Raw genomic sequence first — 21,381 nt, forward strand, 5'->3', positions numbered from 1 at the left:
CGAGCTGGCGGTGGTCGCGGGGTTGCGGTTAGTGCGCCTCCGGCGGGGGCGCTCCGGCTCTAGGATGGCCGGGGCTCCGTCGGCGGGTCACGGTCGTGGGTGGTTGCGCATGGCCATCCCGCCAGCCGTCGACCCGGGCAAGCCGAGCAGACCACCGCCCGACCCGCCAGCGTCCGTATGTGCGTCAAGGTCCGCTTGACGTGGCGGGCCGGGCGGCGGCCCGCTCCCCAGCAGGGCGGGTCGACGGCAGACGGGATGGCAGGTTGTCCACCAGATGCATACTTTTGAGTATGACACTGGGCCTTAACGCTTTGCTATCGATAGTTGGCGCATTGGGGACACTCGGAATTGGGTCTATTCTGGGGCAATGGGTCGCGGGCGGAAAAGATCGGCACGAAGCTCAGGCCAGGGTGCTCGAAGCGCTAGGAAAAATGGAGCACTCCCGCTGGGCACCCCACGGCGAGAAGCCAGCTTTCACGGAATCAGCACGAGCGTTGGAAACTGCCGCATTGCTTGCCCGGATACCGCGCGGCTATGTGCGATTCTACTTGTCTCTCGCCGATGCTGCGCATTCTCTCAGCTATTCTAGTTGGAACGACTACCCGGACGAGGACGAAGGCGGGGGCGGTATTGAAAGTAAATTCGCTGACCTCGTCAGGGAAGCCGCAAGACTTCTAGCTGACGTGTCCTGGTCTGGACGGATTTTCCGGCAACTGAGGTTCGCGAGGCGGTTCAAACGATTAAACGCTGCTGTATCCGCTATTGCTGAGCCAGAGATTAGGCGAGTTGTTGATCGATCTCGGCAGTATGCGCTGTAGCTTTCTTCGGCAGTCGTGTCCGTGCGGGGCGAAAGATCAACGGTCCCTGCCCAGTCGTAGCAGGCTCCAGCGCAAGGAGAGATCCAGAGAATATGTAAGCGAGTCGCAAGGTCGACCGCGAGAGTCGTCGAAATTCACGATCACATCGTACTTGGTAGGAAACTCATCGCGCTTCCGGCAATGCTCGACAACGAATTCGAATAGGAATCGAAATTCTCCGCCCGGCGGCAGATTTGGTATCCCGTCCTTGAGGACGGGATACTCGGAGAGTTGTCTTGGTTCTGCTGCGTGTGGGTACAGGGTGCTGCGCAATTCTGGAGAGAAAGTGAACCTAATATTGCGGGCTGTTGTCGTTCCTGTGTTTAGGATAACCAAGTCGACGAATTTCGGATCTGCCGGGTTGCTCTGTAGGTCGACGACGACGTAGGGAGCTGCCTGCTCGATGCGTAGGCGTCGCGCCTCCTTGACTTGATGCCATGCGACGGTTGCAGCTACTACGGCAATACTCACGGTGCCAACGTCTGCGACAGCGCCCACAACATCGGTCCACTCGGCCATGTCCCCACCCTGCCATGAGATAGCAAGCAAGGTCGCGAGGCGGAACGGCGGGCAGGTTGCCGCAGTCCACCGGAGGGCCGCGCAAGCTCCGCTTCAACGTTTGACACTCGGGATGGGTGACCAACTGGGCGACGACGGGCGCGAGCAACGGCGGACATCCATGGACTTCGGTGGACCGTTCGAGCAGCTACTAAGCCCTCCTGCCGGCGCAGCTCGTCGGCGGCCGATCGTTCCTTCGGGACGAAGGCGTCAAGCCCTCAGCGCGACAACGGCTGAGGGCTTTGACCCGGACAAGGGCACCAAAACTGCGCCCGTCGGGAACCGGACTCTGTGGCTCTGCTGGGACAGTATTGGTGGTCAACAGCGACTACCGTCGCGGCCATGGGAGCACTCAAACCATGGCACCTGATCGTCCTAACCCTGTGCTGTCTCCTGCCGACGGCGGCGGCGATCGTTGGTGGAGTCTGGGCGGTGCGGCGAAGCCGCACCCGTCGCTGAGCGGTCAGCGTGCCCGACCCGTGCCCGACGCAGCGGTCAACATCGGGCTACAGCAGCATCCCGGCAACCCGGCGGCGGAACGACTAGTGCGGATTGACCTGCCAGCGTGGCCGCTCGCAGTGTGGATCAACCCGATTCCCAAGCTGATAGTGGCCCGCCAGCTTCTATAGACTTGCTCGGATCGATGCAAGACGGTTGGCCGGATGAGGGGCGTGCGTTGGCAGCTCGACGAGGTGTGCCGTGGTTCCCGATCGCGTGGTCCCTGCTTGCGCTGGTCTGCCTCTGGCTGACGGTGGCCACAGCGCTAGACCCGGGTGGCGCGTGGTGGGTGCCGGTGACCTTTGGTGCCTGCACGGTGGTCGCTACAGGGAGCGCCGTTGCATGGCTACAGGACCACCGCAATCGGAACCGGCCGACGTAGCCGAGTATTTCGCTGTCAGACAGCTACGGTGACAGCAACGGGGTCGGACCTTGAGGGTCGTGTACGGCGGGCTCCGGACTACCGTCCGACGTCAGAGACGAGCACGAACCGCGCCGGACACAGCGCCCAGAACTTACAAGCGAGGGGTCGATGGCCCCGGGGTAGCAGTGCGTCACGTCGCCGACGTGTTGTAGCGATCGAGCGTTGCCTTGGACGTTGAGGCGTCTTGGAAGACAAGCTCCCACGGGCCGGTGTTCACGTCCATGTCCTTGCCGAACCCAACCCACTTTCCGGCCATCCGGCGACCCGTGGGCTCGGCCAGGAGCTGGATTGCACCGTGATACCGGGCGCCCCGGTAGTAGCCGGCGGGGTCGGTCTGCTCCACCCACGTGCCGGTGACAACGGCACCGTCCACGGTCAGGTCCAGTGAGAGCGACGAGGCCGCCGATCCGGGCAGGCTGCGCGCGGTCAGCCTGTCGCCATGCTGAAGCATCACGACGAAGTGTTGCCCGGCGAAGGAATCCCCCCGGCCGCTGGAGTAGTACTGGTAGCGGCTGAGCCAGACACCTTCGTACGACCCGTGGACCGTGGTGGGCTTGGCCGTTGGCGTCGGCGTGGCCAGGCTGGACAGGGGAGAGGTCAGGTCGTGGCCACCGTGTTCGTCGTCGCTGACGTGCTCGCCGGGCACCGCGGCGAAGCCCAGCAGCGAGATGGGTAGGCCGGTGACGACCTCCAGCGCGCGAGCGTAGACGGGGCGCGGCGCGGCGATCGCGCCCGACTCCCATCGCTGGACGAGTCTCTTGTTGGCGTCGTTGGGTTCGCCGACGCGGTGGCCGGCAGCCTGGAGCGCTCGAGCGAAGTCGTCTTGGCTCATGCGCATTCCAGTACGGACAGCGCGCAGGGCGGTGTTGGGGGCGGCCATGACCGCCACGATAGCGCTATGTCGCCTAAATGTCGTCGCCAATGTGGCCTGCTTGTCGCATCTTGTGCCGTCGCAGACCGTGACGCTCCGACGTCATTGTGAACCTGCGATGGCGGAGGGCGCCGCCGCGTTCCGCTGACGGAGGTGGCAATGCCGGGTAAGGGTGGCGAGCCAGCGGCAGGCCGGGGCGAGCAGATCCAGGCGGCCGAGCGTGAAGCGGCCAAGCGGCGGCTTCTTGCCGAGGCGGAGGCGGATCGACTACCGGTGGAGGAGACCACGCGGGCGGTGCCGGATCGGCGGTGGCTTCGTGGGCGGCGTTGAGCTGTTGCCGGTCGGGCGGCGGGTGGCGTCCTGGCGGGGCCGTCCGATCAAGCGCGGCCAATGGCCCAGCCAGGACGGCTCGCGATGAGCACTCACCACCCGATCAAGCCGGCTTGGACGTGCGGCGGTTGCGCGGGGGAGTGGCCCTGCCAGACCCGGCGGCGGGAGCTGCGAGCCGAGTATGACCGCGCTCCGGTCTCCCTGGCCCTCTACCTGGCCGCCCAGCTCGTCGACGCTGCTCAGGACCTGGCCCACGTTCCCGCCGGCCACCTGCATTACCGGTTCCTCGGCTGGACCCGATGAGCATCCTTCGGCCCGGTGACGAGAAGTTCCACTACAGCGACGGCTCCCACAAGTGGATCCCGCCGGACCCCGACTACGACCAGGAGGTCTGGGACGAGCAGGTCCGCCAGCACAAGCTGGGCCACCTGAGGAACGAGCGCCCGAAGGTAATCCAGCGCCTGGTGTGATGCCAGCAGTACAGCAGTGAAGTACAGCAACCGTGCCAGCCGAACCGAGCCGAGAAGCGCGTCAGCAGGCCGTTTGACCTCGTATCGAGCCAGATCCGACCGGCTCGCCGAGAGTTCACACCGAAGAGGTCACTGGTTCGATCCCAGTATCGCCCACCATGAATAAAGCAAGTTCAAGGCCCCTCAAACGAGGGGCCTTGACTCGTATCTGAGGATCAGTCGTTGCCCGGAGGCAGCGAGAAGGCAGGAAAGGACTTCAACACCCGGCGATCGCGCTCAGACGTCGAGTGGGTGTATCGATTCAGCGTCGTTGATGTTTGCTCGTGCCCCATTACCTTTGCCACGTCGTTGATCGGCACGCCGTCTGAGACCAGCCAGCTTGCGTAGGAGTGCCGCAGGTCATGGAAGCGCAGTGCCGCCGGCAGGCCGGCGCGTTGCAGGGATGGCTTCCAGACCCACGGTGGCATCCGGCTCTGGCATCTGACCCCGCTTCCGGTAGTTCGTAACCGTCGCAACCTTCACGCCGAGGTACGCAGCTACGTCGGAGGTTGTCCACCACTCCGCAGTCGTGTCGGGGCCAGCTTCCACGGCTTCATTCTGGCACCAACGGCCGTGTGACGGTCGAGGCCGACGATCGGCACTGGCTGGGAAACTCACCGGAGGCACATTTTGCCTTCTATGGGACCAGGGGAGGCGCCAGTCCTGCCGGGTCGCCGGGCGGCGGCAGGCAAACCGTTGGTGCGGTCGTCGCGCCATTGGCCGTGAGTTGTTCTCTCGATCGTAGCCGTGCTGTGTACCGGGGTCGTAGCAGTGCCTGTGTCGTGGGCCGTTCTGCGGCAGGCGGAAGCAGAGCGAGGTGAGGCAACACCGGACGCGGCGGTGAACGTGTACGTACTTCGGATGAGCAGCGGGGAGCAGATCGGCCTGTCGCGGGTGCTGGCCGGCAGGCGTCATGACGAGCTGCTGCGGCAGTGGCGGGAGTACCGCGGGGAGATGGAACGCGGCAATGTTCCGTCGAAGCTTGAAGTGGTCGGACCGATCGACGTCGAGGACCAGGTCGATGACCGTGCGACAGTGACCGCGCAGGTCCATGCGGTCTGGTGGAACGAACAGGTCAACCTTAGCGGCACAGCTCATCCGTGGCGGTTCGAGACTCGGCGAGACGCCGGCGGCTGGCGGGTGTGGGCGGCCGAGCTGCCGCCGTGGTGCGGCGTGCATGTCCGGGCAGACGCCTGCCGTTGAGCGCTGTCGGGCGCGACCTGTCCGGCTAGTGAGTCCGCCGGCGGTTGGACTCCTGCCGGATCGCCTCCGTGAGATCCCGCCAGGTGCCGGCCGAGGTCTTCTTCATCCGGTCGACCATTGAGCGGGCGGCGCGTTCGTCCGGGAAGTCGTACGAGACTTCCTGCCCGTTGTCACCGCCGAGGCGGCCTCGCACTCGCCACAGCCGGCCGTCAGAGAGCAGCCAGATGTCGCGCCGAGCCATGCGGCCCACGACCCGTTCCGCCAGCGTCCCCGTACCTCCACCGTCAACAATCTGGTCGAACAAACGTGCGAGGCGGTAGGCACCTTGGTCGTGATGCCACAGGTCGGACCGGACGCATCGCTGGAGCTCGCACTTGGGGGCGGCGGTCACGTCCGCGCTGCTGGTGTAAGAGACGGCCATCGCGGGATCCGGTCTGATGTTATGCGGCGATCGGGGCTGGGTCGGCTTGGTCGGTGTGTTGTTGGCTGGTCTCGATGGTGATGGTGCGGGCTTTGGTGAGTAGTTCCAGGCCCATGTAGCGGCGGCCTTCGGTCCACTCGTCGGTCTGCTCGGCGAGGACGGCGCCGACGAGGCGGATGATCGACGGGCGATTGGGGAAGATCCCGACGACGTCGGTGCGCCGGCGGATCTCCTTGTTCAACCGTTCCTGTGGGTTATTCGACCAGATCTGACGCCAGATCTCGCGGGGGAAGTTGGTGAAGGCGAGCAGGTCGTCGCGGGCTGCGTCGAGGTGCTCGGCCCCCGCGGGGAACTTCGCCTCGATCGTGGCCACGACCCGGTCGAACTGGGCTCGGACGGCGTCGGCGTCGGGCTGGTCGAAGACCGTGCGGACGAGAGTCGCGATCCACGGCTGCGCTGACTTCGGCACCTTCGTCAGCAGATTCCGCAGGTAATGGGTCCTGCACCGCTGCCACGAGGCCCCCGGCAGAGCGGCCCCGATCGCCTGCACCAGGCCGGCGTGGGCGTCGGAGATGACCAGACGCACCCCGGTCAGGCCGCGGGCGGTCAGCGACCGCAGGAACGCCAGCCAGCCGGCGCCGTCCTCATCCGAGGCCACGTCGAGGCCCAGGACTTCTCGTTGACCGTCGGCGTTGACGCCGACCGCGATCAGGGCGTGGACGTTGACGGTGCGACCGGCCTCGCGGACCTTCATCGTCAGCGCGTCCATCCACACGAACGTGTAATGCCCTGAGTCCAGAGGCCGGTTGCGGAACGCCTCCACCTGCGCGTCCAGGTGAGCGGCCATTTCCGAGACCTGCGACTTCGACAGCTGCCGGATCCCGAGCTGCTCGACCAGCTTCTCCACCCGCCGGGTAGACACCCCGAGCAGGTAACTCGTGGCCACCACGGAGACCAGGGCCTGCTCAGCCCGCCGGCGATGCGTCAGAAGCCAGTCCGGGAAGTACGAGCCCTGCCGCAGCTTCGGGATCGCCAGGTCGATCGTCCCGGCCCGGGTGTCCCACTCCCGATGCCGATAACCATTGCGGGAGTTGACCCGCTCGTCGCTGCGCTGCCCCCAGGCGGCGCCGCAGACCGCGTCCGCCTCGGCGGACATCAACGCCTGCGCGAACGTCTTCACCATCGCCTGCAACACGTCCGGCGACGCGCCCGCGATCTGCTCGCGCAGCAGGTCAACAGCGTTCACACTCTCAGATGCGGCCATCGCGTTCCTCTCCTTCATGACTTGGTCGTCTCGAAGGATCACGCGATGGCCGTCTCCTATCTACGCAACACGCCCATCACGGGCAAGTCGTACACCACTCCCGTGGACGCAACCGGGGCGGCTGACCCGGCGTGAAGTCTGGCTCGCCCGGGAGGTCGGTGACCTGTGATCATCCGTTCGGTGACTCGGAGACAGGTAGTCGCCCGCCTGATCGGGCAGGTCTCGAAACCGAGTCGCCCGCTGTGCCAACACGATAATTTGGCGATATGGGCATCACCGGGGGAATCGCATGCGTCTTTCTGGCCGTCATCCTCGGGGCGTTCCTCGTGTACTGGGTTCTGGTTTACGGGTCCGGCTGGAAGCAACCACCATCGCCACCACCGGACGAGCTAACGCCCCCGGAGCATCCGCGCGGCCATCCCTGACGGCGATCGACCGATCCTGGCGCACCAGGTCAGGAAGAGGGCCGATGAGGCAGCGCGGGGTTCGGCTCGGCCGTCACCTCGGGCCGGCTGCCGGCGTGTCGAGTCTCAGGACCTGCGTGACAGAACTGTCTCAAGACCTGGGTGACACTTCCGGCTAGCCGGGTGGTGACGGCGGCTCGGGCGGGCCTCCGCGGGCGCGGGCTGCGTCGGATATGGCGATCCCGGTCAGAACGAAGGCAGCAGCGGCGGCGACCACGACTGGCGGCAGGAGGAGCATCGCCGGTGTCAGGGCGGCCAGCGCAAGGACGCTGATCGGCCGGGACCGGGACACGCGGCCGAATACCGCGTGCTCGAAGCGGGCGCGCCCGGCCACGTACAGCGCGGGTCCGCCGAGGATGACGGCGATCCAGGCCGGTGGGGTGTGTCCGAGTGGATGGGCGATGACAAGTTCGTCGCCGACGGCGGCAACGACCACGCCGCCCACCATGGCCAGGTGGGCGTATGACGCCGATCGGGCGAGGCGGACCGGGTCGGCAGACGCGGCGATCGCTTCCGCAAGGACTTCCCCGGCGCGGTATATGTAGATCCGCCACAGCAGCACGGTGGTCGCGATCGACACTGCGAACGCGACAGCCGCGTCAGGCGCGAAGCCGCTGCTGCTCAGCGCCAGTCCGGTAACCAGGATCAGCTCGCCGAGCGCGATGATGAAGAACTGCCGGTAGCGCTCGGACAGGTGCTCGCCCGAGATCACCAGGTCTTGGCCGGGCGCACGGCCCGCCCCGGGGGTGGGGAAGCCGATTCTGCCTGCCGTGTGGTCAAGGACCACCGCGAGTGCCCACAACGCGCCCCGCGCCGTGCCGTGCACGAGCGCCCCCGCGATCCACGGCAGCGCCGACAGGCCGTACCAGAACAGCCCGCGCACGGCGTTGCGCTGTAGTTCGTGGCCACGCAGAACGGCCATGAGGACGAGCCCGCGGCTGAGCTGGACGGCGACGTACGCGCCCGCGAAGATCAGGCCCGTGTCGCCGAATGCCTCGGGTACCGCGGCCGCCATCACCAGGCTGCCGACCATGGTCGCGATGACCAGCGCCTGGATTACCGGTCGTTGCGGGTCCGTCCGGTCGGTCAGCCACGCGGTGCTGGCCCAGACCCACCACATGGCCCCCAACAGCACCAGCGCCCGGAAGGCGCCGCTCCACCCGAGATCCTCGGCAAGGCCGCGCGAGAGCTGAGCGAGCGCGAGGACGAACACCAGGTCGAAGAAGAGTTCCAGGAACGTGGCCCGCTCTGGTTCCCCTGGTCTGCGCAGCAGCTCGACCGCCCTGCTCGTCGTCATCGGCTCGCCCGTTCTGCCAGCTCTGCTCCAGGTTTGGGGGCATTCTGACATGCAGCAGCGGCTGTGACCGCGGACGTGCCGCTGCGGATTGGATCGAGCGACCCGCGTTACACGGACGGGCGACGGTCGAGCGCCAGCGACAAACAGGGCATCCGCGTTCTGCGTCTCGCCCCCGTAGGCCCAGCCAATCGCGCTGGTCGGCTTGCGGACCTGCCGTTTTCGCTGGCCCAACGGGATTGCGGATGACAGGCCGTCTTGCCGCTGTGTAAAGGTGAGGACGTGGCTTCCCCGCTGATCCGCTCGGCAAGACAATCTGAGCTCGATGACTTGGCCCTGCTCGAGGTCCAAGCTGGCGAGCTCTTCCACTCGGTCGGCATGTCAGAGGTGGCCGACCATGTCCCCGATCAGCAGGCCCTGAGTCGAAGCCAGCAGCAAGGGCTGATCTGGGTTGCCGAGGAAGACGGAAAGATCGCCGGCTATATCGTGGCAAGGGTGCTGGACGGTAATGCCCACATCGAACAGGTGTCGGTAGCTCCCGCTCACGCTCGGCGAGGCATCGGCCGCCGGCTCATCTCGCACATCGAGACATGGGGCAGGCGCAACGATCGACCGGCGACGACCCTGACGACATTTCGCGACGTGCCCTGGAACGGCCCCTACTACCGGACACTCGGGTACCGAGAGCTACCCGACGCGGAGATCGGACCCGAGCTGGCAGCCGTGATGCGACACGAGGCGTCGCTGCCCGGGATAGATGCCTCCCGTCGCTGCGCGATGATCAAAAGCAACGGCGAGGTTTCTTGACGTGTCGTCAGGTGCCGCCGACGGTTGGCCTCCCCCCGTGCATCCTCGACGGCTGCGATGAGCGCGACCCTGTCGCGGATCGTGAGCGCCTCCGCGGCGCTGCCGCCACCCCACATGGCGGCGTCCGCGAGGGCGGCGACGAGTACGGGCTTGTCCCACTGGGCGTCACGGCAGGCTGCGGCGCCTCTGTCGGCCCGCTGGCTAGGGTGTAGGCGTGGTTGGTCGGCGCCAGGTGATGAACTTCCGCGTCCGGGCTCAGCAGCTTGACCGAGCCGAAGGCGCGCTCGGCAACACCGCCGTGCTCGATATCGGGGTGCAGGACACCGGCCCGGACGGCGGTCGGTGGGCGCTGGCCGTCCGCGGGGTCGACGTGGCGGCGATGTCCGCGGATGATCTGATCCTGCTGTGGACTGTGCGGGGCGCTCCGCACCTCTACCGCCGTGCTGACGTGGGGAAGGTGGCGGCCGCCGTCGAGCCGTTCTCCGACGCAGACGCGGGTAGGCGCATCTACGACGCGGCAAAGCCGTTGAAGGCGGCTGGCATCGGCATCCTGGCTGCCCTCGACGAGCTAGCCGCTCACATGCGAGCCATCGTCACCGAGCCGACGGTCAAGGGGGACGTCTCCCGCCGCTTGGCTGAAGTGATGCCGGCGCCGTACCTGCGATTCTGCCGACCATGCGACGCCACCCACCTCTACGAAATGCCTTTCCGGTTGGCCGCCGTGCGCGCCGGACTGGAGTTGCAACTCGACACATCGCCCCCGGTCCTGCAACGCACCGCACAGTTCAAGAAGGCTGCCGCCCCGGACGACAGGTTCGACCTCATCCGCGCGTATCTCCGTCTGCTCGGCCCGGCCACTCCCAAGCATGTCGCCGACTATCTCGATGCCCCGGTCAAGGACGTGAAGGCGCGCTGGCCCGAAGATGTGGTCGAGGTGGTGGTCGGCGGCGAGGTGCGGTCGCTGCTGGCCGCCGACGAAGAGGCGTTGGAATCGGCCGATGCCACGGCAACCCGTCTGCTCGGCCCGTACGACCTCTTCCTACAGGCCAAGGACCGAGCAACCCTGGTGCCGGGGGCGGCCCACGCCAAGGAGTTGTGGCCGGTGCTGGGTCGCCCCGGCGCCGTCCTGGTCGACGGTGAACTGGTCGGCACCTGGCGTCCCCGCAAGTCCGGCAAGACGTTCAAGGTCGCCGTCCAGCCGTGGCAGGCACTGTCCGCGACCACCCGCAATGACATCATCGAACAAGCTGAACGCCTCGCCGCGTACCGCGCCGTTCCCCTCACCGGCGTCGAATTCGCTTAGTGGATGATCAGGCTCATTTCGGCGGGCGGGCCTCCGCTTCACCGGCCGAACCATCCCTCACTTGAGAACAGGCCGCCGAGCCGATGCCGCACCGGCCCAGGTCGGTAGCGGCCAGCTTGCCCAACGGCGGTGACGAACTCGGCCCCACCGCGGGTCTGCCAGGGGTGTCGGACGTCCGTGACAGATAACTCTCGGGACATCGGCGACAGGCCCGGCTAGCGTGCACGGACGACCGCGATCCGAGGAGGGCCGGAATGCCGGCTGGGCAGATGCACAAGGACGAGGTACGCACGGACAGCGCCCTGGTTCGACGGCTGGTCGCCGGGCAGTTCCCGCAGTGGGCGGACCGGCCGGTCACGCCCGTGGCCTCCGGCGGTACGAGCAACGCGATCTACCGGCTCGGCGACGACCTCGCGGTCCGGCTGCCACGCATCGAATCCGCGGTCGACCAGGTCGAGTTCGAGCACGAGTGGCTGCCGGTCCTCGCAAGGCACCTGCCGGTGGCGGTGCCGGAGCCGTGTGCCGTCGGCCGTCCGGCCGAGTCGTATCCGTGGCCCTGGGCGATCTCTCGCTGGGTCGACGGCGAACACCCGGCGGAGGGCAACACCGATCCGCGACGGTTCGCCGCCGACCTCGGGGAGTTGGTGGCCGGCCTGCGACGGGCGGACACCTCGGGCGCCCCTGTCGGGTACCGCAGCGGGGCGCTGAGCGGCCGCGACGAGTACCTGCGGGAGTGGACTGAGGCCGCCCGTGGCCTGGTCGACGTGGACGCGGTCATCTCCGTCTGGGAGGCGGCGCTGGCCGCGCCGGCCTGGGACGGCCCGCCCGTCTGGAGCCACGGTGACCTGCTGACGGGCAACGTGCTCGTCAAGGACGGCCGGCTGTGCGGTCTGATCGACTTCGGCGCGGCGGGCGTCGGCGACCCGGCCTGCGACGCGATGGCGGCGTGGACGCTCCTCGACTCCGACGCGCGCGACGTGTTCCGCGAGAAGGCCGGGTTCGATGACGCCACCTGGGCGCGCGGCAAGGGCTGGGCGCTGACCTTCATCAGCGCGCTGACCTACTACCGGGAGACCAACCCCACGATGTACGCCGTCGCCCAGCGGGCGGTGGGAGCGGTCCTGTCCGACCATCCCTGACCGCGGAGCCGTGTTCGCAGGGAAAAGGCTCCACGGACGCGCCGACCGGGCTCGGAACCCGACCGGCGCGTTCGCGGACGACAGGGGTATCAGGTCAGGGCCGTGGTCGGTCAGCCGGCGGTGCAGGTGGGGGTGCCGGCGGGGGCGGTGCCGTTCCCCTGGAAGCCGAACTCGGTGCTGGTGCCGGCTCCGACCTGGCCGTTGTAGGCGACGTTGCGGAAGGTCAGTGCGCCGCTGGTGCCGCTGGGCTGGGCGTTCCACGTGTTGACCAGGCTCGCGCCCGCCGGCAGGGTCAGCGCGACGGCCCACCCGTTGAGCGCGCTGGCGCCGGCGGTGACCCGCACGGTGGTGACGAAGCCGCCCTGCCACTGGTTGGTGATGAGCGACGCGGTGCAGCCGTTGCCGGACGGCGGCGGGGTGGTCGGCGGGGTGCTGGTGGGCGGCGGGGTCGTCGTGGGCGGCGGCGGGGTGGTGCCGCCGGCGTTCAGCGCGTCGAGCACCGCCGTGTACGCCGGCTTCTTGTTGCCGTTGCCGTCGAAGAGCAGCGGGGTGCCGCTGGCCCGCCAGGAGTCGCTGTCGCGGATGCCCCAGACGGTTATGCCGGTGCAGCGGGACACGGCCAGGCAGTCCTTGACGACGTTGCCGTAGGTGGTGGCCTGGGTGGTGCCGGAACCCTCGATGTCGAGCTCGGTGATCTGCACGTCGACGCCCAGGGCGGCGAAGTTCTCCAGGGTGGTGCGGTAGTTGCTCGGGTACGGCGAGCCGCTGTTGAAGTGCGACTGCAGGCCGACACAGTCGATCGGCACGCCACGTGCCTTAAAGTCCTTGACCATGTTGTACACGGCCTGCGTCTTCGCCCAGGTCCAGTTGTCGGTGTTGTAGTCGTTGTAGCAGAGCTTGGCGCCCGGGTCGGCGGCCCGCGCGGTGCGGAACGCCACCTCGATCCAGTCGTCGCCGGTGCGCTGGAGGTTGGAGTCGCGGCGGCCCCCACCGCTGTCGGCGAACGCCTCGTTCACCACGTCCCAGGCGTAGATCTTGCCCTTGTAGTGGGTGGCGACCTGGGTGATGTGGTTGACCATGGCCTGCCGCAGGGCGGTGCCGGACAGGTTCTGCGCCCAGCCCGGTTGCTGCGAATGCCAGGCCAGCGCGTGGCCGCGGACCCGCATGCCGTTGGCCTGGGCGTGGCTGACGATCCGGTCGGCGCTGGTGTAGTTGAACTGGCCCTGGGACGGCTCGGTGGCGTCCCACTTCATTTCGTTCTCGGGGGTGACCATGTTGAACTCGCGGTTCAGGATGCCGACGTAGGTGGCGTCCGACAGCTTGTTCGCGGCCACCGCGGTGCCGAAGTACCGGCCCTTCTCCGCCGCCGACGCCCCGAGCGTCGTCCCGGCGCTGGCGCTGGTCGCCACCGCCACCGACGCGGCGACCAGCGCCACCCCGGCCGCTGCCGACACCAGCGCGACCCGGGATCGCAGTCGACCAGTCGAACTCCCGCTGCCGCGGGCGAGCACCTTGTCCATGAGGGAGCCTTTCGATGTCTGTACCGATGAGGACGGCTACCTCGACGACTGCCCGCCACGGTGGTCGGCTCGGTGCGCGGCCGCCCGGAGGCCACGCGGATCGGGATCATGTCCCGGGCCCACCGTGAGTCGATCGAAGTGCATCTCTCGAAAAAGTACCGGAACAATTTCGAACTATCAATGCCGCCGAAGGGCTCGGTCGCCCGACGGCGTGGCGGCTCCGGACGCGCCGAAGCGGGGCCGGTCGACGGACCGGCCCCGCTCGGATCGAACTGCGTCTAGCGGCGCGGCCGCTGCGGCACGCGCGGCAGGACGTACGGCGGGCCGCTGTAGATCAGGTCGGCCTTCATCAGCTGGTACGCCCGCTTGGGCTGGTAGTTCTCGTCGTAGACGGTGGCGAGGCCCTCCGGCGGGTCGGAGAACCAGCCGGTCACCCAGGAGTGCTTGTCGGTGAACCCCCAGACGGTGAACGACAGGCAGTGCCGCTCGGCCAGGCAGGCCTGCAGCAGCACGCTGAAGTTCGCCGCCGAGGCCTGCAACCGCGGGTTGATCTCGTTCGAGTCGCCCGCCTGGACCCCCGCGGTCAGTTGGCTGCGCACGTCGACCTCGGTGAACGCCGTGGCCAGCCCCAGCCCGGCGAACTTCCGCAGCGCCCCGGCGACCTGGAGGGTGTCGAAGTTGCCGTACTGGGTGCCGAGGTGGCCCTGGCTGCCGATGCCGTCGATCGGCACGCCCTGGGCCAGCAGGTCCTTGGCCATGTCGTACACGAACTGGGTCTTGTCGTTCGCCGGGTCGCCGGAGCCGAACGCCTCGATGTTGTAGTCGTTGTAGAACAGCAGGGCGTGCGGGTCGGCCGCGCGGGCCCAGCGGAAGGCGTCGGCGATGTAGCCGGGACCGAGGTGCTGGGCCCAGAATCCCTTGTAGTGCAGGGTCGACGGGGTGTCCCAGGGGTCGCTGACCGCCTCGTTGACCACGTCCCACTGCCAGATCCGGCCCTTGAAGTGGGTGACCACGGCGGTGATGTGGTCGCGGAGGATGTCGCGCAGCTCGGCGTCGCTGATGGAGCCGTCGGCCACGCCGCTGGTCAGCCAGCCGGGCAGCTGGTTGTGCCAGACCAGGACGTGCCCGCGTACGCGCTGGTTGTTCTGCTTGGCGAAGGCGACGAGCTGGTCGGCCGGCCCCCAGTTGTAGCTGCCGCGGGTCGGCTCCAGGCTCTCCCACTTCATCGCGTTCTCGGCGGTGACCGTGGAGAACTCCGACGCCGCGAGCTGGCGGTACCGGGGGTCGGCGGGATCGTCGAGGGCGGCCAGGTCGACGGCCGTGCCGATGGCCAGGCCGTGGCGCAGCGCGAGGTTGCGCAGGCTCTGGTCGGCGGGGTTGTACGGGCGGCCGGCCGTGGCCGGCGCGACGTTGAGCGCCCCGACGGTCGCGATGGCGACCGCCCCGGCGGTTATCCACCGTCTGAGTTTCATCTGCGTTCCTTCCCGAACGAAGGGTCGACAGGGTCGACGAGGCACGGATCGTGCGGTGTGGTGATCCGGCGTCCCTGGGCGGCGGGTCGGTCCCCGGGCGGGCGGCGGGACGACGGACCGGACGCGAGCCGGCGCCGATAGTTCCGAGACAATTTCCGGTACCGAGCCGGAACGTTACGGTCGTCGATCTGGCCCCGTCAACCTCCGGAACTTCCGGAGACCGGTCCGGCCACGGACGACGCGCGGACGGTCAGTGTTCGAGGTAGGTGGCCCGGTCGAAGTCGGCGTACAAGCCGTCGTTGCCGAGGTCCTGCACCCACAGGCCGAGGAACGCGCCGGTGAAGCCCCAGGCCGCGGGCTCGCCGTCGATGATCAGCGCGGCGTGCTCGTCGGAGAGGATCGTCGCGTCGAGCCCGACCGGCAGTTGACGCCAACCGTCGCCGACGTCGTAGCCGAAGCGCACCAGGGGCCCGTCGAACACGGCCCGCAGGCCGACCCGCGATGCGGCGCCGACGTCGACGGTGAGTTCCGGGTAGGTCTTCCGCCGGCCCTGGTCGGAGCTGAGCAACTCCAGCACCACCCGGCCGTCGTCGTCCCGGGTGAGGTAGAGGTAGTGCCAGTTGAGGGTGTTGTAGTAGGCGGTGACGCCGGCCAGGTGCCGGTGGTCGACGGGGTCGAACTCGACGACGGTCTCCAGGGAGCAGCGCTCGGCGCCGACCCGGCGGGCGAGCAGGCTGGGCCGCTGCCGGCCGACCGGGGACTGCCCGCCGTGCACCCGCAGGTACGACGGGCGGGCGCGCAGGTCGAGCCAGTCCGCGCTGGCCGGGCGGCGCAGCGTCGACCAGCAGGTGCCGAGCTCGGGGCCGTCGAAGTCGTCGGTGGCGGGCTCGTCCGGCCAGGGATGTGCGGGCAGGCCGGGCGCGGGGATCTCCTCGGCGGGCACCCCGCCGGGGATCCGGGGCCAGCCGGCGGCGGGCCAGTCGACCTTCTGGATCGCGGTCTCCCGGCCGAGCACGCAGTTGCCCCGGGTCGTGTACGGCCGGGCGACGAGGTGGGCGAGGTACCAGTCGCCGTGCTGGGTCTGGACCAGGCTGCCGTGACCCGCCTTCTGCAGCCGCAGGTCCGGGTGGCCGACGGAGGTCAGCAGCGGCCCGGCCGGGTCGGCCAGGTAGGGACCGTGCAGGTGGCGCGAGCGGGCCACCGTCACCTGGTGCTCCCAGCTGGTGCCGCCCTCGGCCGTGACCAGCCAGTACCAGCCGTCGCGGCGGTACAGGTGCGGTCCCTCGGTCAGGCCCACCGAGGTGCCCCGGAAGATGATCTCGGCCTTGCCGACCAGCTGTCGCCGGTCCCGGTCGTAGCGCTGGATCTCGATGCCGCCGAAACGGTCCCGCCCCGGCCGCCAGTCCGCGCTCATGCTCAGCAGCCAGCTGGTGCCGTCGGAGTCGTGGAAGAGCGAGGCGTCGAAGCCGTGCGCGTGCAGCGGCACGGGATCCGACCAGGGCCCGGTGATGTCCGGGGCGGTGGTGAGGTAGTTCTGCGGGTCCCAGTAGCCGCTGGCGAAGCTGGCCACGTCGCTGTACACCAGGTGGAAGAGCCCGTCGTGGTAGGACAGGTCCGGGGCCCACACCCCGTTGGAGTCCCCGCAGCCGCGCAGGTCCAGCAGGCGGCGGTCGGTGATGATCCCGCCCAGCGCGCGCCAGTGCACGAGGTCGCGGGAGTGGTGCACGCGCACCCCCGGGTACCACTCGAAGGTCGACGTGGCCAGGTAGTAGTCGTCCCCTACCCGCAGGATCGAGGGATCCGGGTGGAACCCGGTGAGGACCGGGTTGCGGATCGACCGGGCGGCGGTGGCCACGTCTGCGATCTCGGTCGACATGTACGGCTCCTTTTGATCGGCGCTCCGTCAAATTTCCGGAAGCACTCGCCCGAAACTTTCAGAAATCCCGCCCACCGTAACGGTTGAAGTCGAGTTGCGACAGGGCCTTGACCGCGAACATGGCGCGTCGTAACGTGCCCGCCATCACCTGAAAATACCGGCAGCTTCCCCGAAACTTCCGGGCCGCGCTTCCGCGGTCCGCTGATCGGTTCCGCGTCCGAGCACCTCGTTGAGTCCTCGAAGGGATGGCACATGACAGCGCACCTCTCCCGCAGATCGCTGCTGGGTCTGGCCGGCGCCGGCGCCGGCGCGCTCCTGCTCGGCGCCTGTGGCGATGACAAGGCCGACGATCCGAACGCGCCGCAGACCATCAACTGGTGGCACATCCAGAACACCGAGCCGATGCTGCCGGTCTGGGCGGCCATGGCCAAGGAGTACGAGGCCGCGCACAGCAACGTCAAGGTCACCATCCAGCCGCTGGAGAACGAGGCGTTCAAGGCGAAGCTCACCACCGCCACGCAGGCGGGCTCGCCGCCGGACCTGTTCCAGTCCTGGGGCGGTGGCGTGCTCAAGCAGCAGGTCGACGCGGGCCTGGTCAAGGACCTCACCGACGACGTGAAGCCGTGGATCGGCGACCTGCTGCCGGCGTCGGTGCAGCCGTTCACCATCGACGGGAAGATCTACGGCGTTCCGTTCGACATCGGCATGGTCGGTTTCTGGTACAACAAGGACCTGTTCGCCAAGGCGGGTGTCACCGCCGCGCCGAAGACCTGGGCCGAGCTGCTGACGGCGGTCGGCCGGATCAAGGCCGCCGGTGTCGTCCCGATCGCGCTGGCCGGCAAGGAGAAGTGGCCCGGTCACTACTACTGGGCGTACCTGGCCATGCGCATCGGTGGCCTCGGCGCGCTGCAGCAGGCCGCGAAGGACCACAACTTCGACACCCCGGACTTCATCGCCGCCGGCCAGCACCTGAAGGAACTGGTCGACCTGAAGCCGTTCCAGAAGGGCTTCCTCGGCGCCGGATACGGCACGCCGGACGGGCAGGCCGCCACGATGGGCAACGGCGGCGCGGCCATGGAGCTGATGGGCCAGTGGGCCCCGGCCGTGCAGGCCTCCTCCTCCACCAGCAAGAAGGGATTGGGCGACAAGCTCGGCTTCTTCCCGTTCCCGGCCGTCGACGGCGGCAAGGGTTCGGTGGCCGAGGCGTTCGGCGGCGGCAACGGCTTCACGGTGGGCAAGAACGCCCCCGCGGCGACCGTCGACTTCCTGAAGACGCTGCTGAAGGTCGGCAACCAGCGCAAGGCCGCCGCGACCGGCGCCGTGCTGCCCACGGTCAAGGACGCGGTCGACGCGATCAAGGACCCGAACAACAAGACCGTGGCGGAGACCCTGGCGAGCGCGACCGGATTCCAGCTCTACCTGGACCAGGCGTACCCGCCGGCGGTCGGCCAGCAGGTCAACGACAGCGTGGCCGAGGTGATCGCCGGGTCGAAGACGCCGGAGCAGATCGTCAAGGACATCACCACGGTGGCGAAGAGCCAGTAGCCATGTCCCACCACCCCGAAGCCGCCGCCGACAACCGAGTGGAGCAGGCACGATGACTCCGTCGACGATGCCCGGCCTGCGACGCGCCGATCCGGCGACCGAGCTCCCGGCGGGCTCGGCGACCACGCCCCCGCGTGGTCGCCGGGCCCGGCCCCGGGTCGGCCGCCTGGGCACCATCGCCGTCTTCCTGGCCCCGGCCCTGGTGCTGTTCCTGCTGCTGGTCGTCGCGCCGATCCTGGTCGCCAGCTACGCCAGCGTGTTCAAGTGGAACGGCTTCGGCCTGCCGGAGAACAACGTCGGGCTGGAGAACTTCACCCGCGCCTTCGGCGATCCCACCTTCCGGGGGGACCTCTGGCGGGCCTTCCTGCTGATCGCGCTGTCGCTGCTCATCCAGCTGCCGGTGTCGCTCGGCCTGGCCATGCTGCTCAACCAGCGGTTGTCGGGCCGCCGCGCGTACCGGCTGGTCTTCTTCGCGCCGTACGTGCTCTCCGAGGTCACCACCGGCGTGCTGTTCACGCTGGTGTTCTCCCCGAGCCGGGGCCTCGGCGAAGGGCTGGCCCGGTGGCTCGGCGCGGACGCCGGCGCCATCTTCGCGGATCCCGACACGGTGCTGTTCGCCCTGTTCCTGGTGATCTCGTGGAAGTACTTCGGCTTCCACATGGTCCTGTACCTGGCCGGCCGGCAGGGCATCCCCCGGGAGCTGACCGAGGCCGCCGCCACCGACGGGGCCGGCACCTGGCAGGTGTTCCGGCACGTCACGCTGCCCCTGCTGGGGCCCACGATCCGGATCAGCATCTTCCTGTCCGTGATCGGCACCATCCAGCTCTTCGACATGGTCTGGGTGCTCACCGGCGGCGGGCCGATCCACTCGTCCGAGACCATGGCCGTGACCATGTACCAGTACGGCTTCCGCCGGTTCGAGGTCGGCTACGCCAGCGCGATCAGCATGGTCATGTTCATCCTGAGCCTCGTCTTCGCGCTGTTCTACCAGCGGTACGTGCTGCGGCGGGACACCGAGGGCGCGATCACCACCAGGGGAGTCCAGGGATGACCACCAGGCAGAAGCCCGGGGAGCGGACGCGTTCCCTCGTCCTGCACCTGATCTCCGTCGCGGTGGGCGCGCTCATCGTGGTGCCCATCGGGTTCGGGGTGCTCGGCGGGTTCAAGGACAACGGCCAGCTGTCGAGCAACCCGCTCGGCTGGCCCGATCCGTGGGTGCCGGAGAACTACACCGGCATCCTGGCCTCCGGCGTGTTCTGGCGACAGCTCGGCAACAGCACGCTGATCGCCCTGGCCACCACGCTCGTCGTGGTCGGCGCGGCGGCGATGGCCGCCTTCGTGTTCGCCCGGTTCTCCTTCCGGGGCCGGGAGTTCCTGTTCACCCTGTTCGCGGTCGGACTGATGTTCCCGTTCGCGGTGGCCATCCTGCCGCTGTTCATCCTGCTGCGCACCATGGGCCTGCTGGACAACCCGCTCGGCGTCATCCTGCCGCAGGCCGCGTTCGGACTGCCGGTCACCATCATCATCCTGCGGCAGTTCTTCCGCACCATCCCCGCCGAGGTGGAGGAGGCCGCGACGCTGGACGGCTGCAGCCCGTTCGGGTTCTTCTGGCGGGTGTTGCTGCCGATGGCCCGCCCCGCGCTGGCCACCGTCTCGGTGCTGGCGATCGTGGCGAGCTGGAACAACTTCATGCTCCCGCTGGTGGTCTTCACCGACCAGAGCTGGTGGACGTTGCCCGTGGGGGTGCAGGCCTTCCAGGGGCAGTACTCCGACGACACCGCGCGGGTGCTCGCGTACGTGGTGCTCTCCATGGTGCCGGCGCTGGGCTTCTACGCGGTGGCCGAACGTCAGCTCATCGGCGGCCTGGCGGGCAGCGTCAAGGGCTGAGCCGGCCCGGGTGCCCGGGCGACGACGAAAGGGCGGGCCGTGGTCTCCGACGACAGCCGGAAAGTCACCATCGCGACGATCGCGCGCCTGGCCGGGGTGTCCGTGCCGACGGTGTCGCGGGTCGTCAACGGTCGCTCCGACGTGTCCGCGCAGACCCGGGAGCGCGTCGAGGAACTGCTCGCCCGGCACGGCTACCGCCGTCGCCCGCCCAGCATGCGGGCCAGTTCCGGTCTGATCGACCTGGTCTTCAACGACCTCGACAGCCCGTGGGCCGTGGAGATCATCCGCGGGGTCGAGGACGTGGCCCACGCCGCCGGCATCGGCACGGTCGTCTCCGCCATCCACCGGCGCACCTCGGCGGCCAAGCAGTGGCTGGACAACCTGCGTACCCGCTCGACCGAGGGGGTCATCTTCGTGACCTCCACCCTGGAACCACCGCTGCAGGCCGAGCTGCGCCGGCTCAACATCCCCGTCGTCATCGTCGACCCGGCCGGGGTGCCGCCGCAGGAGGCGCCGACGATCGGCGCGACGAACTGGGCGGGCAGCCTGCGCGCCACCGAGTACCTGCTCGGCCTCGGTCACCGGCGGATCGGCTTCATCGCCGGCCTGCCGCAACTGATGTGCAGCCGGGCCCGCCTCGACGGCTACCGGACGGCGCTGGAGTCGGCCGGCGTGCCCGTCGACGACCGGCTGATCTACCCCGGCAACTTCTACCACGAGGCCGGCTTCGCCGGCGGCAGCCACCTGCTGCGGTTGCCCGAGCCGCCGACCGCGATCTTCGCCTCCAGCGACCAGATGGCGCTCGGTGTGTACGAGGCGGTCCGGCGACGGGGCCTGCGGGTGCCCGACGACATCAGCGTCGTCGGCTTCGACGACCTGCCCGAGGTCCGCTGGTGTTCCCCGCCGCTGACCACGGTGCGGCAGCCGCTGGCGGAGATGGGCCTGCTCGCCGCCCGGACGGTGCTGAGGCTGGCCCACGGCGAGCGGATCGAGAGCCCGCGCATCGAACTCGCCACCGAACTGGTCGTCCGCGACAGCGCCGCCCCGGCCGCCTGACCCGCGGCGCGTCCCCCGCCGCACGGAAAGACGACCGGGACCTGCCCGGTAACACCGCCGGCGCGCGGCCGAAACTTTCGGAG

Annotated in this window: 19 protein-coding genes; 10 read left to right on the plus strand and 9 right to left on the minus strand. The window is 68.7% G+C overall.

Annotated elements, in window-relative coordinates; translation table 11 throughout:
- Window positions 1-854 precede the first annotated feature (854 nt).
- Window positions 855-1,376 (minus strand): hypothetical protein, encoded by a 522-nt coding sequence (locus B0E53_RS36905; protein WP_146167596.1) that lies wholly within the window; start codon window positions 1,374-1,376, stop codon window positions 855-857.
- A gap of 1,091 nt (window positions 1,377-2,467) precedes the next feature.
- Entirely contained in the window at window positions 2,468-3,217 is a 750-nt protein-coding gene (locus tag B0E53_RS05655) for a transcriptional regulator (protein ID WP_107075039.1), read from the minus strand.
- Between the two features lie 405 nt (window positions 3,218-3,622).
- On the opposite strand from B0E53_RS05655, the gene B0E53_RS05660 reads away from it, so the two are divergent.
- Together B0E53_RS05660 and B0E53_RS37360 are read left to right on the plus strand one after the other, a co-directional pair.
- On the plus strand, window positions 3,623-3,841 hold the full coding sequence (locus B0E53_RS05660) for a flavin reductase (RefSeq protein ID WP_107075009.1): 219 nt from the start codon (window positions 3,623-3,625) through the stop codon (window positions 3,839-3,841).
- Window positions 3,838-4,008, plus strand: a complete 171-nt coding sequence (locus tag B0E53_RS37360) for a hypothetical protein (RefSeq protein WP_168215234.1) — start codon at window positions 3,838-3,840, stop codon at window positions 4,006-4,008. The genes B0E53_RS05660 and B0E53_RS37360 overlap by 4 nt, the downstream gene beginning before the upstream one ends.
- Window positions 4,009-4,223: 215 nt before the next feature.
- Here B0E53_RS37360 and B0E53_RS05665 read toward each other — a convergent pair whose 3' ends face one another.
- Entirely contained in the window at window positions 4,224-4,475 is a 252-nt protein-coding gene (locus B0E53_RS05665; RefSeq protein WP_107075010.1) for a tyrosine-type recombinase/integrase, read from the minus strand.
- Between the two features lie 433 nt (window positions 4,476-4,908).
- Here B0E53_RS05665 and B0E53_RS05670 point away from each other — a divergent pair, with 433 nt between their 5' ends.
- The gene (locus tag B0E53_RS05670) at window positions 4,909-5,250 is read left to right on the plus strand and encodes a hypothetical protein (RefSeq protein WP_146167597.1); all 342 of its coding nucleotides are present in this window, start codon (window positions 4,909-4,911) and stop codon (window positions 5,248-5,250) included.
- Between the two features lie 25 nt (window positions 5,251-5,275).
- Here the strand turns inward: B0E53_RS05670 and B0E53_RS05675 are convergent, their stop codons facing one another.
- From B0E53_RS05675 to B0E53_RS05685, 3 genes are all read right to left on the minus strand, one after another.
- Entirely contained in the window at window positions 5,276-5,671 is a 396-nt protein-coding gene (locus B0E53_RS05675; protein WP_107075012.1) for a hypothetical protein, read from the minus strand.
- A 19-nt stretch (window positions 5,672-5,690) separates the two neighbouring features.
- Complete coding sequence (locus B0E53_RS05680) at window positions 5,691-6,935, minus strand: IS256 family transposase (RefSeq protein WP_107075040.1); 1,245 nt, start codon at window positions 6,933-6,935, stop codon at window positions 5,691-5,693.
- Between the two features lie 579 nt (window positions 6,936-7,514).
- Window positions 7,515-8,696, minus strand: a complete 1,182-nt coding sequence (locus B0E53_RS05685) for a low temperature requirement protein A (RefSeq protein WP_107075013.1) — start codon at window positions 8,694-8,696, stop codon at window positions 7,515-7,517.
- 279 nt (window positions 8,697-8,975) lie between these two features.
- Between B0E53_RS05685 and B0E53_RS05690 the strand changes: the two genes are divergently transcribed.
- From B0E53_RS05690 to B0E53_RS05700, 3 genes are all read left to right on the plus strand, one after another.
- The gene (locus B0E53_RS05690; RefSeq protein WP_107075014.1) at window positions 8,976-9,500 is read left to right on the plus strand and encodes a GNAT family N-acetyltransferase; all 525 of its coding nucleotides are present in this window, start codon (window positions 8,976-8,978) and stop codon (window positions 9,498-9,500) included.
- Between the two features lie 214 nt (window positions 9,501-9,714).
- Window positions 9,715-10,803, plus strand: a complete 1,089-nt coding sequence (locus tag B0E53_RS05695; RefSeq protein WP_210405940.1) for a winged helix DNA-binding domain-containing protein — start codon at window positions 9,715-9,717, stop codon at window positions 10,801-10,803.
- A 254-nt stretch (window positions 10,804-11,057) separates the two neighbouring features.
- Window positions 11,058-11,942, plus strand: coding sequence for an aminoglycoside phosphotransferase family protein (locus tag B0E53_RS05700; RefSeq protein ID WP_107075015.1), 885 nt, complete (start codon window positions 11,058-11,060; stop codon window positions 11,940-11,942).
- Window positions 11,943-12,052: 110 nt separating this feature from the next.
- On the opposite strand, the gene B0E53_RS05705 is transcribed toward B0E53_RS05700, so the two are convergent.
- The 3 genes from B0E53_RS05705 to B0E53_RS05715 form a co-directional block, all read right to left on the minus strand.
- A complete protein-coding gene (locus B0E53_RS05705; RefSeq protein WP_107075016.1) occupies window positions 12,053-13,462 on the minus strand; it encodes an endo-1,4-beta-xylanase in 1,410 nt (469 codons plus the stop codon).
- Window positions 13,463-13,740: 278 nt separating this feature from the next.
- On the minus strand, window positions 13,741-14,934 hold the full coding sequence (locus B0E53_RS05710; protein ID WP_107075017.1) for an endo-1,4-beta-xylanase: 1,194 nt from the start codon (window positions 14,932-14,934) through the stop codon (window positions 13,741-13,743).
- A gap of 250 nt (window positions 14,935-15,184) precedes the next feature.
- On the minus strand, window positions 15,185-16,810 hold the full coding sequence (locus tag B0E53_RS05715) for a glycoside hydrolase family 43 protein (RefSeq protein WP_107075018.1): 1,626 nt from the start codon (window positions 16,808-16,810) through the stop codon (window positions 15,185-15,187).
- A 252-nt stretch (window positions 16,811-17,062) separates the two neighbouring features.
- Here B0E53_RS05715 and B0E53_RS05720 point away from each other — a divergent pair, with 252 nt between their 5' ends.
- The 4 genes from B0E53_RS05720 to B0E53_RS05735 are packed head-to-tail and all read left to right on the plus strand — an operon-like array spanning window position 17,063 to window position 21,298.
- Entirely contained in the window at window positions 17,063-18,355 is a 1,293-nt protein-coding gene (locus B0E53_RS05720) for an extracellular solute-binding protein (protein WP_107075019.1), read from the plus strand.
- 52 nt (window positions 18,356-18,407) lie between these two features.
- Window positions 18,408-19,406 (plus strand): sugar ABC transporter permease, encoded by a 999-nt coding sequence (locus tag B0E53_RS05725; RefSeq protein ID WP_107075020.1) that lies wholly within the window; start codon window positions 18,408-18,410, stop codon window positions 19,404-19,406.
- On the plus strand, window positions 19,403-20,242 hold the full coding sequence (locus B0E53_RS05730; RefSeq protein WP_107075021.1) for a carbohydrate ABC transporter permease: 840 nt from the start codon (window positions 19,403-19,405) through the stop codon (window positions 20,240-20,242). Before B0E53_RS05725 ends, B0E53_RS05730 begins: the two co-directional genes overlap by 4 nt.
- Window positions 20,243-20,281: 39 nt before the next feature.
- The gene (locus B0E53_RS05735) at window positions 20,282-21,298 is read left to right on the plus strand and encodes a LacI family DNA-binding transcriptional regulator (RefSeq protein ID WP_107075022.1); all 1,017 of its coding nucleotides are present in this window, start codon (window positions 20,282-20,284) and stop codon (window positions 21,296-21,298) included.
- Window positions 21,299-21,381 lie beyond the last annotated feature (83 nt).

Origin of the sequence: Micromonospora sp. MH33 (assembly GCF_003013775.1) — a bacterium.
In the GTDB taxonomy this organism is placed as follows: Bacteria; Actinomycetota; Actinomycetes; order Mycobacteriales; family Micromonosporaceae; genus Micromonospora; species Micromonospora fulviviridis.

Coding starts and splice junctions, on each gene's coding strand:
- B0E53_RS36905 (WP_146167596.1), bottom strand. CDS start 1,376: ATGGCCGAGTGGACCGATGTTGTGGGCGCTGTCGCAGACGTTGGCACC.
- B0E53_RS05655 (WP_107075039.1), bottom strand. CDS start 3,217: ATGGCCGCCCCCAACACCGCCCTGCGCGCTGTCCGTACTGGAATGCGC.
- B0E53_RS05660 (WP_107075009.1), top strand. CDS start 3,623: ATGAGCACTCACCACCCGATCAAGCCGGCTTGGACGTGCGGCGGTTGC.
- B0E53_RS37360 (WP_168215234.1), top strand. CDS start 3,838: ATGAGCATCCTTCGGCCCGGTGACGAGAAGTTCCACTACAGCGACGGC.
- B0E53_RS05665 (WP_107075010.1), bottom strand. CDS start 4,475: ATGCCACCGTGGGTCTGGAAGCCATCCCTGCAACGCGCCGGCCTGCCG.
- B0E53_RS05670 (WP_146167597.1), top strand. CDS start 4,909: ATGAGCAGCGGGGAGCAGATCGGCCTGTCGCGGGTGCTGGCCGGCAGG.
- B0E53_RS05675 (WP_107075012.1), bottom strand. CDS start 5,671: ATGGCCGTCTCTTACACCAGCAGCGCGGACGTGACCGCCGCCCCCAAG.
- B0E53_RS05680 (WP_107075040.1), bottom strand. CDS start 6,935: ATGGCCGCATCTGAGAGTGTGAACGCTGTTGACCTGCTGCGCGAGCAG.
- B0E53_RS05685 (WP_107075013.1), bottom strand. CDS start 8,696: ATGACGACGAGCAGGGCGGTCGAGCTGCTGCGCAGACCAGGGGAACCA.
- B0E53_RS05700 (WP_107075015.1), top strand. CDS start 11,058: ATGCCGGCTGGGCAGATGCACAAGGACGAGGTACGCACGGACAGCGCC.
- B0E53_RS05705 (WP_107075016.1), bottom strand. CDS start 13,462: ATGGACAAGGTGCTCGCCCGCGGCAGCGGGAGTTCGACTGGTCGACTG.
- B0E53_RS05710 (WP_107075017.1), bottom strand. CDS start 14,934: ATGAAACTCAGACGGTGGATAACCGCCGGGGCGGTCGCCATCGCGACC.
- B0E53_RS05715 (WP_107075018.1), bottom strand. CDS start 16,810: ATGTCGACCGAGATCGCAGACGTGGCCACCGCCGCCCGGTCGATCCGC.
- B0E53_RS05720 (WP_107075019.1), top strand. CDS start 17,063: ATGACAGCGCACCTCTCCCGCAGATCGCTGCTGGGTCTGGCCGGCGCC.
- B0E53_RS05725 (WP_107075020.1), top strand. CDS start 18,408: ATGACTCCGTCGACGATGCCCGGCCTGCGACGCGCCGATCCGGCGACC.
- B0E53_RS05730 (WP_107075021.1), top strand. CDS start 19,403: ATGACCACCAGGCAGAAGCCCGGGGAGCGGACGCGTTCCCTCGTCCTG.